Origin of the sequence: Ameyamaea chiangmaiensis, from assembly GCF_013376175.1 — a bacterium.
Classification (GTDB): Bacteria; Pseudomonadota; Alphaproteobacteria; order Acetobacterales; family Acetobacteraceae; genus Ameyamaea; species Ameyamaea chiangmaiensis.
Map to the genome: position 1 here is coordinate 1 of NZ_JABXXR010000094.1, position 11,271 is coordinate 11,271.

Genomic DNA, 11,271 nt, shown 5'->3' on the forward strand with positions numbered 1-11,271 from the left:
CATCGGCGGGCAGCCCGGCGCGCAACAGGTCGAACAGGGCATCGTTGATCGGCCGTGCCGATGCCAGAACGTCGCGCATCGCGTCCGCGCCGCGCAGGCGGACCAGGCTGTCGGGGTCTTCACCCGGTGGCAGTACGCAGAACCGCAACGTGCGGTCCGGCGACAGCATCGGCAGCCCGACCGTCGCCGCTTTCGCAGCCGCCCGACCGCCCGCCGCGTCGCCGTCAAAGCAGAGCACCGGATCGGGGGCGACCCGCCAGAGTGCCTCCATCTGTTCCTCGGTGAGGGCCGTGCCGAGGGGCGCCACGGCGCCGGGGAAACCCGCCTGATGCAGGGCGATCACATCCATGTAGCCCTCGACCACCATCAGGTCGGGCGCCCGGGCTTCACGTGGACGGGCGGCCTTGATGGCCGTCAGGGCCCGATCCAGCCCGAACAGTGTCCGACGCTTGGAAAACAGGGCCGTCTCCGGGCCATTGAGGTATTTGGGCTGTCCGTCGCCCAGGATACGACCCCCGAACGAGACCAGCCGCCCGCGCCGGTCATGAATGGGGAACGTGACGCGGCCGAAAAACAGCTCGCCCTTCGGGCGTCCCTGTTCGTCGGCGCGCATGACGCCGGCCTGCGACATCTGCTCCGACGTGATGCCGTGACCACGCAGTTCGTCGGTCAGGGCGCCACGCCCATCGCCCGACCAGCCGATCCCGAACGCCTCGATCGTCTCGTCCGTCAGGCCGCGCCGATAGAGGTAGTCCAGACCCGAACGCCCCTCCGGCGCCCGCAGGCGACGCGACCAGGATGCCTGCACCAGCGCGAGAACCTCGCCCAGCGTACGGCTTTCGCGGGCGACCTCGCGCTCCCGGGGGGTCTGGCGCGGCACTTCCAGCCCGGCTTCGCCGGCCAGTTGCTCCACCGCCTCGGGGAACGACCGCCCCTCGGACTGCATGACGAACGAGATGACGTCCCCGTGCGCCCCGCAGCCGAAACAGTGGAAATGGTCGTCATAAACGTGGAACGACGGCGTCTTCTCGCCGTGAAACGGACAACATGCCTTCCAATTACGGCCCGAGCGAATGAGCTTGGTCCGCCGCCCGATCACCGAGGCGATCGGCAGCCGGGCCCGCAACTCATCGAGAAAGGCCGGGTCGAGTGCCATGGGTCAGGACAGGCGGGCCTTGACCAGCCCATTGGCGCGGCCGAGGTCGAGCGTCGCGCCGAACCGGACCTTCAGGGCGCCCATGACCTTGCCCATATCTTTCATCGACACAGCCTCTGTCTGGGCGATCGCCTCCGCCACGGCGGCCTCCAGCGCTGCCTCATCGAGTTCAGGCGGCAGATAGGTCTTGATCAGCGCGATCTCGGCCTCTTCCTTATCCGCAAGCTCGAGGCGATCGCCCTGACGGTAGAGAGTGGCCGATTCGATGCGCGACTTCACCATGCCACGCAGCACGCCGACGGCCTCGTCATCACCGATGGTGTCCACACCCTTGCTGCGCGCGGCGATATCGGCGTCCTTCAGCTTGGCCGTGATCATACGGATGGTGGCGACCTTCGCGCTCTCACCAGCCTTCATCGCGGTCTTGAGGTCGTCCATCAGACGGGCACGCAGGGACATCGGAAACTCCTTGGAATGACGGGTAGGGAGAAAATTTTTCCCACCGCAAAGACACAACAGGGGCTGGGAAATTTCTTCCCACACCTACCTCGGACTGCTACATAGCGCGCAACCGGAGGCATACACCATGTCGCAGACAGTCGAGACCATAATCGAGAAGGCCGGCGGCCTGGACCGCGTCGCCGAACTGACCGGCGTCGGTCTGGAAGCCATTCGCAAGTGGCGCCAGACCAGGGCGATCCCGACCCGCCACTGGCCCATCCTGATGCGTGAAGCCGGTCTCGATATGGCTGCCTTTCACACTGCCCCATCCCAAGCGGAGACCGCGAGCATGAACCAGCCCGCCCCTGACACCGTTCCCGAAGGCGCCACCGCCGTTCTGGTGCTCGCCGATGGCACGGTCCTGTGGGGACGCGGGTTCGGCGCCCATACCACGGCCGCGGGCCGCGACGGCCTGAACGTCGGGGAAATCTGCTTTTCGACCGGCCTCACCGGCTATCAGGAAACGCTGACCGACCCCTCGTTCGCAGGTCAGATCATCACCTTCACCTTTCCCCATATCGGCAATGTCGGCACCAATTCGCTGGACGATGAAGCCCGGGGGGTTGCCGCGCGCGGCCTAGTCGTGCGGCAGGACGTGACCCAGCCGGCCAACTGGCGGGCGACGGCGGCGCTGGATGCGTGGCTGAAGGCCCGTGCCATTCCGGGCATCAGCGGCGTGGATACGCGCGCGCTCACCCTGCGCATCCGCGACGGTGGTCCGCAGAGCGCCGTGCTTGCCTTCCCCGCCGATGGCCGCTTCGACATCGGCGCCCTCACCGCCCAGGCACGGGCCTGGGCCGGACTGGACGGCATGGACCTCGCCCGTGAGGTGACCTGCGACAAGGCCTATGGGTGGAGCGAAGGCACCTGGACCTGGCCGGAAGGACGTCAGGACGGTCCGATGAAGCGACGCCGGGTGGTGGCGATCGATTACGGCGCCAAGCACAACATCCTGCGCTGCCTGACGGCCGTGGGCTGCGACGTGACGGTGGTGCCGGCGACGGCGACGGCGGACGAGATCCTTGGCTACGACCCCGAAGGCATTTTCCTGTCCAATGGTCCCGGCGATCCGGCGGCAACCGGCGTCTATGCCGTGCCGACGATCCGGGCGTTGCTGGACCGCGGCCTGCCGGTGTTCGGTATCTGCCTGGGGCATCAGTTGCTGGCGCTGACGCTGGGTGCGCGGACCTACAAGCTCGCGCGCGGTCATCGCGGCGCCAACCAGCCCGTCAAGGACCTCTCGACGGGCCGTGTGGAAATCACCAGCCAGAACCATGGTTTCGCTGTCGACGAGGCAAGCCTGCCCAACGGCGTGCGCGTCACCCATACCTCGCTGTTCGACGGATCGAACGAAGGTATCGCGTCCGAGACCCTTCCCGCCTTTTCGGTGCAATACCATCCCGAAGCCAGCCCAGGCCCGTCGGACAGTTTCCATCTGTTCGAACGCTTCGTGGCCCTGATGGACCGTGTGCACGCAGGCGACAGCCAGCCTGTCTCCGGCCTTGTTCCCTCCGCCTGATCGCAGAAAGCCAGCCCCATGCCCAAACGGACAGACATCAGCTCCATCCTGATCATTGGTGCCGGCCCGATCGTGATCGGTCAGGCCTGCGAATTCGACTATTCCGGCGCCCAGGCCTGCAAGGCCCTCCGGGAAGAGGGTTACCGGGTCATCCTAGTCAACTCGAACCCCGCCACAATCATGACCGACCCCGGTCTGGCCGATGCGACGTACGTCGAGCCGATCACGCCGGAGTTCGTCGAACGGATCATTCTGAAGGAAAAGCCCGACGCGATCCTGCCGACGATGGGCGGCCAGACCGCGCTGAACACGGCAATGGCACTGGACGCCTCCGGCTTTCTGAAGGCCCAGGGTGTCGAACTGATCGGTGCAAACGCCGAAGTGATCGACCGCGCCGAAGACCGGCAGAAATTCCGCGAAGCCATGGATGCGATCGGCATCGAAAGCCCGCGCAGCATGATCGCTCACACGTTGGCCGAAGCCCGTGCGGCGCTTGCCGAGGTCGGTCTGCCGGCCGTCATCCGCCCGTCCTTCACCATGGGCGGTTCGGGCGGTGGCATCGCGTATAATCGGGAAGAGTTCGATCAGATCGTCTCGTCCGGCCTCGAAGCCTCTCCCACGACCGAGGTTCTGGTCGAGGAGTCCGTGCTCGGCTGGAAAGAGTACGAGATGGAGGTCGTTCGCGACCGGGCGGACAACTGCATCATCGTATGTTCCATCGAGAACATTGATCCGATGGGCGTCCATACCGGCGATTCGATCACCGTCGCCCCTGCCCTGACGCTGACCGACAAAGAATACCAGCGCATGCGCGACGCCTCGCTGGCGTGCCTGCGTGCGATCGGGGTCGAGACCGGCGGCTCGAACGTGCAGTTCGGCGTCAATCCGGTCGACGGCCGCATGGTGGTGATCGAGATGAACCCCCGCGTGTCGCGTTCCTCGGCCCTGGCATCGAAGGCGACCGGATTCCCGATTGCCAAGATCGCGGCCAAGCTCGCTGTCGGTTACACCCTTGATGAACTGGCCAACGACATCACGGGCACGACCCCCGCGTCGTTCGAGCCGACCATCGACTATGTCGTGGTGAAAATCCCGCGCTTTACGTTCGAGAAGTTCCCCGGCGCTCCGGCGCTGCTCTCGACCTCGATGAAGTCGGTCGGCGAGGCCATGTCGATCGGCGGCTCGTTCGCCGAGGCCCTGCAGAAGGGCCTGCGTTCGATGGAGACCGGCCTGCACGGCCTCGATCCGGTGGAAAACCCGGGTGACGGGGGCCCCGACGCCTTCCGCGCCGCCCTGTCGCAGCCCCGTCCGGAGCGTATCCTGATGGCCGCGCAGGCCCTGCGTGGCGGCCTGAGCGTCGAGGACATCGCTGAGGCATGCCGTTTCGAGCCGTGGTTCCTGCGTCAGTTGGCCGACATCGTGGCGGCCGAGCAGTCCGTGCAGACGAACGGCCTGCCATGCGACGCGCGCGGTCTGCGGCACCTCAAGAGCATGGGATTCTCCGACATCCAGCTGGCGCGCCTGTCCGGCACGCAGGCCGACGAAATCGCCCGTCTGCGCACGCGTCTTGGGGTGCTGCCGGTCTACAAGCGCATCGACACCTGCGCGGGCGAGTTCGCGTCCGACACGCCGTATATGTACTCGACCTACGGCGCCGGATTTGGCGAACCCGTGTGTGAAAGCCGCCCGACCGAGCGCGAGAAGATCATCATCCTCGGCGGCGGTCCGAACCGGATCGGCCAAGGGATCGAGTTCGACTATTGCTGTGTCCACGCCGCCTATGCCCTGCGCGAGGCCGGGTTCGAGACGGTGATGGTCAACTGCAACCCCGAAACCGTCTCGACAGACTACGACACCTCCGATCGCCTGTATTTCGAGCCGTTGACGGCGGAGGATGTGATCGCGCTGATCCACAAGGAACAGCAGGGTGGCCCGGTGAAGGGCTGCATCGTGCAGTATGGCGGCCAGACGCCGCTGAAACTGAGCCATGCACTGGAAAAAGCCGGTATTCCGCTGCTCGGCACGCCAGCGGACGCGATCGACCGGGCCGAAGACCGCGAACGCTTTCAGGCGCTTCTGCAGGGCCTCGGCCTTCGCCAGCCCGCCAACGGCATCGCCCGCACGGCAGCCGAGGCCGAGGATATCGCCGACCGTATCGGCTATCCGGTCGTCATCCGCCCGTCCTATGTGCTGGGCGGCCGCGCGATGGAGATCGTCTACGATCGCGTGGCACTGCAGCGCTACATGCGCGTGGCCCTGCAACTGGCCGGTGTCGACGTCGCGTCCGGGCCGGTCCTGATCGACCGCTACCTGTCGGACGCGATCGAGGCGGATGTCGACTGCATCGCCGACGGGACCGACGTCTACGTCGCCGGCGTGATGGAACATATCGAGGAAGCCGGCATCCATTCCGGCGACAGCGCGTGCTCGCTCCCGCCCTACACCCTGTCGCCCGCGATTGTGACCGAACTCAAGGCCCAGACGACGGCAATGGCGCGGGAGTTGGGCATCGTCGGCCTGATGAACGTGCAGTATGCGATCAAGGATCAGGACATTTTCGTGCTGGAGGTCAACCCGCGTGCCTCGCGCACCGTGCCGTTCGTGGCCAAGGCGACAGGCGTGCCCGTGGCCAAGATCGGGGCGCGGGTGATGGCCGGTGCGCCCCTGTCCGGCTTCCGCCTCGATGGCGGGGCGATCGCGCCACACGTGGCGGTCAAGGAGGCGGTGTTCCCCTTCAACCGTTTCCCCGACGTGGACACGATCCTCGGCCCGGAGATGCGCTCGACCGGCGAGGTCATGGGACTGGATGCCTCGTTCGAGCGGGCGTTCGCCAAATCGCAGCTGGGCGCGGGGGTCAGGCTTCCGGCCTCCGGCACCGTGTTCCTGTCGGTGCGCGAAGGGCACAAGAGCCAGATCGGCGCGCTGGGACGGCGCCTCGCGGAAATGGGCTTTTCGATCATGGCGACACGCGGGACGGCCGCGAAACTGCGCGAGGCCGGGGTCGAGGTCCGCCAGGTGAACAAGGTTCTGGAAGGTCGTCCGCATTGCGTGGACGCCATCCGGTCCGGCGAGGTGCAGCTTGTCATCAACACGGCGCAGGGCGCGCAGGCGGTGGCCGACAGCTTCGACATCCGCCGCTCGGCGCTGACGATGGGCATTCCGCACTACACGACCATCGCCGGCGCGCGTGCCGCGATCTACGCGATTTCGGCAATGCGCGACGGAGCGCTTGAAGTTGCGCCGCTGCAATCCTACTTTAGCGGATCGTTCTGAGGCGACAGACAACCGCGCGGTCGGCCCGCGCGGCGGCCTGTCGTCTCATAGTGCACCTTCAACACCGCGCCGGGGGCAGTCCTGTCTCCCGGCCGCACGCATTGCGGGGACTTGCCTTGCAGAAGATTCCGATGACCGCCAACGGTCTCACCCGCCTCGAGGACGAGCTGCGGCGCCTCAAGGGCACCGACCGCCCGGCCGTTATTCGCGCGATCGCCGAAGCGCGCAGCCACGGCGACCTGTCCGAGAACGCAGAATACCACGCCGCGCGCGAACGCCAGTCCTTCATCGAGGGGCGTATTCTCGAACTCGAGGAGATCGTCTCCACGGCCGAAGTTATCGATCCGTCGACCCTGTCGGGCGATCAGGTCAAGTTCGGCGCCAAGGTCAAGCTGGTCGATGAGGAGACGGACAAGGAATCCGCCTACCAGATCGTCGGCATGCACGAAGCCGATATCAAGCAGGGCCTGCTGTCGATCTCCTCGCCGCTGGCGAAGTCGCTGATCGGCAAAAGCGTGGGCGACTCCGTCTCCGTTCCGGCCCCCGGAGGCGACCGCAGCTACGAAATCCTGTCGGTTCTCTACAGCTGATCCCCTGCCCGGCCGGTAAACGCCAGCCTTCACCCGGAGCCACGGCTCCCGACCTGACGAGTTTCCATGCTGACGCTTGAGGACATCCGCGCCGCCGCCGCGCGGATCGAAGGGCGCGTGCTCCGTACGCCCACCCTTCCTTCGCACACCCTGTCACGGATGACGGGTGCGGAGATTATTCTCAAGCTCGACAATCTTCAGGCCGTGGGATCGTTCAAGGAACGCGGCGCGGCTAACAAGCTCGCCCTGCTGACGCCCGAGGAACGCGCGCGCGGCGTGATTACCGTGTCCGCCGGTAACCACGCACAGGGAGTCGCCCGTCACGCCAGCCTACTGGGGATCGACGCGGTGATCGTCATGCCGCGCTTCACGCCGTCGGCCAAAGTGACGCGCACGGCGGCCTGGGGCGTTCGCGTCGTTCTGGAAGGGGAAAATTTCGCCGAGGCCACCGCCTTCGCGAACGACCTGTGCGAGCGCGAAGGCCGTGTTTTCGTCCATCCCTACGATGATCTGGCGGTCATGGCCGGACAGGGCACGTTCGCCCTCGAACTGTTCGAGGACGCCGGGCCGCTCGACGCCCTCGTCATGCCGATCGGCGGCGGCGGATTGCTGTCCGGTTGCGCCGTGGTCGCGCGCGCCCTGTATCCCGACGTTGAAATCATCGGCGTTCAGGTCGAGGCGTTTTCGTCGCTTTCCGGATTTCCGGGACCTGAGGTCGTGCCCCAGGGGGGGGCTACGATCGCCGAGGGTATCGCTGTGATGCAGATCGGGCGGCAACCCTTGGCGGTATTACGCGGCGCCCTGGACCGGGTGCTCGTCGTCTCGGAAACGTCGGTGGAGGATGCCATCACCGCCATGGCCGAGGGCGCCAAGCAGATCAGCGAGGGCGCAGGCGCGTCGGCACTGGCCGCCGTGATCGGCAATCCGGACCTGTTTGCGGGCAAGCGCGTCGCCATTCCGGTGACCGGCGGCAATATCGACAGCCGCATCCTGGCCAACACACTGCTGCGCTCGTTGCTGCGCGACGGCCGTCTGCTGAGGTTATTGCTCGAAATTCCCGACCGTCCCGGCGTACTGGCCGACATCGCGACCAAGATCGGCCGCGCGGGTGGAAATATTATCGAAGTACTGCACCAACGCCTGTTCACCGCGCCGTCCGTGCAGGCCGCCGTTCTGGAGGTGGTGATCGAATCGCGCGACGCCGCCCATGCCGCCGATATCGAGGCCGAGCTGCGCACTACCTACAGCGTCCGCCGCGCGGCCACCGACCTGCGGCTGGACAAATTCTGACAGGGCGCACGGGGGCGTCCATCGCGCCCCCGTTTTCGTCATTTCGTCCCGAACAGACGGTCGCCGGCATCACCGATGCCCGGCCGGATATACCCGTTATCATCAAGGCCGCGATCGACCGCACAGGTGACGATCTTCACGTCTGGGTGCGTCTCGGACAGATGACGTATCCCTTCGGGAGCCGCGATCAGACACACGAAGATGATGTTCCGGACGCCCGCGTCCTTGACGCGCGCGATGGCCGCGGCGGCGCTGTGACCAGTGGCGAGCATCGGGTCGACGAGGATACAATCGCGCTCGGCCACATCGTCGGGCAGCTTCTTGTAATATTCGATGGCTTCGAGCGTGTCGTGATCACGAAACAGGCCGATATGCCCGACCCGCGCCGAGGGAACGAGATCGAGCATCCCATCGAGGATGCCGTTCCCCGCGCGCAGAATGGACACAAAGCACAGCTTCTTGCCCGACAGCAGGCAGCCTTCCATCGCTTCGAGCGGCGTCTCGATCCGCACCGGCTCCAGCGCCAGATCGCGCGTCGCCTCGTAGCACATCAGAAGGCTGAGCTCGCGCGTCAGTCGGCGGAAGCCGGCGGTGGAAGTCTGCGCCTGACGAAGGCGCGTCAGCTTGTGCTGGACCAGAGGATGATCCAGCACGACGATCTGGGCGGAGGACGGGACAGTAGACATGCCTCTCTCTACCGTAAGCCCCGTCCCCGCGCCACTCCTGATCATGACGCTGACGCATCCCCGCGCGGATGAAAATCCAGCGCCAGCCCGTTCATGCAGTATCGCAGCCCCGTCGGGCGCGGGCCATCGGGGAAAACATGGCCCAGATGGCCCTGGCACGACGCGCAGTGGACTTCGGTCCGGACCATGCCATGGCGTCGATCGGTCGTCGTGGCCACGCCGTCGGGCAGCGCATCCCAGAAGGACGGCCAACCGCTGCCGCTCTCATACTTGGTATCGGACGCAAACAGGGCACGCCCGCAACCGGCACAGTGATAGACGCCCGCGCGCTTCTCATCGTTAAGGGGACTCGATCCCGGGCGCTCCGTCCCGTGGCCGCGCAAGATATGTTCCTGCTGTTTCGAAAGCGGGCGCGTCGAACCGCAACCCGTGGATGATGAACAGTCCGTCATGGTCTGAAGGCCTCCGGTCGTGCGTAATACGGGACGAGATGGCGTGCTCGCGCGCCCGTATCAAGACGGCGACGACGGCACCGTTCGCATGCCGCCGAAAAGATGGCATGATGTCCAAAAGACACAAGGAGGAATGCGATGCCCACCACCCCACGCCCTGTCATGCTGGCCATCCTCGATGGCTTCGGCTGGCGCGAGGACAATGGCAGCAACGCGGTGCGCCTTGCCGATACCCCGCATTTCGATCGTCTGTGGCAGGAGGGTCCGCGCGCTTTCCTGCGCACGTGCGGGGAGGATGTGGGGCTGCCGGAAGGTCAGATGGGCAATTCGGAGGTCGGGCACCTGAACATCGGCGCGGGACGTGTCGTGATGCAGGAACTGCCGCGCATTTCACGTGCCGCCCGCGACGGCAGCCTCGCCGCCGCCCCCGCGCTGCGCACGGTTATCGATGCGCTCAAATCCAGCGGCGGCACATGTCATCTGATGGGCCTTGTGTCGACGGGGGGCGTTCATGCGCATCAGGCGCACGCCGTGGCCCTCGCCCGCATACTGGTCGACGCCGGCGTGCCGGTCGCGTTTCACATCTTCACCGACGGCCGCGATACGCCCCCGCATTCGGGACAGGACTTCGTCGCTGAACTGTTGTCGGCGTTGCCACCCGCCGTGTCCATCGGTTCCCTCTCGGGACGGTATTTCGCCATGGACCGCGACAGGCGCTGGGACCGTGTCCAGAAGGTTTATGATGTCCTGGTGTCCGCCGAAGGACCTCGCGCGCCTGATCCGGTGTCGGTTCTCACTGCCGGATATGCCGCCGGGGTCACGGACGAGTTCATGCCGCCCACGGTGATCGGCGACTATGCGGGCATGAAGGATGGCGACGGCATCGTATCGTTCAATTTCCGCGCCGATCGCATCCGCCAGCTTCTGGACGCGCTCGTCGAACCCGCGTTCGACGGCTTTGCGCGCGGCCGGGTGGTGTCGTTCGCGGCGGTCGCGGGCATGACACACTATTCCGACACGCTGTCCAAGCGGATTGGCGTGCTCTTTCCCCCGCAGAGTCTGGACGATCTGCTCGGCGACGTAGTGTCAGCCGCAGGTCTTCGTCAGCTGCGCATGGCCGAGACCGAGAAATACCCCCACGTCACATATTTCCTGAACGGTGGCCGGGAAGCCCAGCTACCCGGTGAGGACCGTATCTTGGTGCCGTCGCCCAAGGTTGCGACGTATGACCTTCAGCCGGAAATGTCCGCGCCTGAGCTAACCGAAAAGGCCGTCGCGGCAATCGAAAGCGGCGTCTACGACCTGATCGTCCTGAATTTCGCAAACCCGGACATGGTCGGCCACACCGGCATTCTATCGGCAGCCATCAAGGCCGTGGAGGCTGTGGACAAGGGACTGGGGCGCATCGTCGACGCCATTCACCGTGCGGGCGGAGCCCTTCTGGTCACCGCCGACCACGGCAATTGCGAAACGATGTTCGATGAGGTCACACGTGGACCCCACACCGCGCATACGCTCAACGTGGTTCCGGTAGCACTGACCGGCGTTCCGGGGACACGGCTACACGACGGGCGTCTGGCCGATCTGGCGCCAACGCTTCTGGACCTGATGGGTCTGACACAGCCGGACGCCATGACAGGCGCTTCCCTTCTGGACAAGCGCCGCTGACCGCACCGCCTCGATCCCGCTGGCTGTTCGCCGTCACGACAGCCCTGGCGATCGTTGGCGGCCATGCCGCCCCGGCGCCCGCAGAGTCCGGCCGCGCCTCTCGCGCCGCTCATGGTCCGTCGGCTCACGCGACGGG

The 11,271-nt window shown here is 66.0% G+C and carries 9 protein-coding genes; 5 read left to right on the forward strand and 4 right to left on the reverse strand.

The window, feature by feature from the left end:
• Nucleotides 1–1,156 (reverse strand): DNA primase (dnaG, locus tag HUK82_RS11270; RefSeq protein WP_176614049.1); only part of this gene is annotated, 1,156 nt, incomplete at its 3' end.
• Nucleotides 1,157–1,159: 3 nt separating this feature from the next.
• The gene (locus HUK82_RS11275) at nucleotides 1,160–1,615 is read right to left on the reverse strand and encodes a GatB/YqeY domain-containing protein (protein ID WP_176614050.1); all 456 of its coding nucleotides are present in this window, start codon (nucleotides 1,613–1,615) and stop codon (nucleotides 1,160–1,162) included.
• Nucleotides 1,616–1,742: 127 nt separating this feature from the next.
• Here HUK82_RS11275 and carA point away from each other — a divergent pair, with 127 nt between their 5' ends.
• The 4 genes from carA (at nucleotide 1,743) to HUK82_RS11295 (ending at nucleotide 8,329) form a co-directional block, all read left to right on the forward strand.
• Entirely contained in the window at nucleotides 1,743–3,176 is a 1,434-nt protein-coding gene (gene carA, locus HUK82_RS11280) for a glutamine-hydrolyzing carbamoyl-phosphate synthase small subunit (protein WP_176614051.1), read from the forward strand.
• Between the two features lie 18 nt (nucleotides 3,177–3,194).
• Entirely contained in the window at nucleotides 3,195–6,449 is a 3,255-nt protein-coding gene (gene carB, locus HUK82_RS11285) for a carbamoyl-phosphate synthase large subunit (RefSeq protein WP_176614052.1), read from the forward strand.
• A 116-nt stretch (nucleotides 6,450–6,565) separates the two neighbouring features.
• Nucleotides 6,566–7,039, forward strand: a complete 474-nt coding sequence (gene greA / locus HUK82_RS11290) for a transcription elongation factor GreA (RefSeq protein ID WP_176614053.1) — start codon at nucleotides 6,566–6,568, stop codon at nucleotides 7,037–7,039.
• Between the two features lie 66 nt (nucleotides 7,040–7,105).
• Complete coding sequence (locus tag HUK82_RS11295; protein ID WP_176614054.1) at nucleotides 7,106–8,329, forward strand: threonine ammonia-lyase; 1,224 nt, start codon at nucleotides 7,106–7,108, stop codon at nucleotides 8,327–8,329.
• A 38-nt stretch (nucleotides 8,330–8,367) separates the two neighbouring features.
• Here the strand turns inward: HUK82_RS11295 and upp are convergent, their stop codons facing one another.
• Both upp and msrB read right to left on the reverse strand, forming a co-directional pair.
• Nucleotides 8,368–9,015 (reverse strand): uracil phosphoribosyltransferase, encoded by a 648-nt coding sequence (upp, locus tag HUK82_RS11300; protein WP_176614055.1) that lies wholly within the window; start codon nucleotides 9,013–9,015, stop codon nucleotides 8,368–8,370.
• 41 nt (nucleotides 9,016–9,056) lie between these two features.
• Entirely contained in the window at nucleotides 9,057–9,467 is a 411-nt protein-coding gene (gene msrB / locus HUK82_RS11305) for a peptide-methionine (R)-S-oxide reductase MsrB (protein ID WP_176614056.1), read from the reverse strand.
• Nucleotides 9,468–9,605: 138 nt separating this feature from the next.
• Between msrB and gpmI the strand changes: the two genes are divergently transcribed.
• On the forward strand, nucleotides 9,606–11,135 hold the full coding sequence (gene gpmI / locus HUK82_RS11310) for a 2,3-bisphosphoglycerate-independent phosphoglycerate mutase (protein WP_176614057.1): 1,530 nt from the start codon (nucleotides 9,606–9,608) through the stop codon (nucleotides 11,133–11,135).
• Nucleotides 11,136–11,271 lie beyond the last annotated feature (136 nt).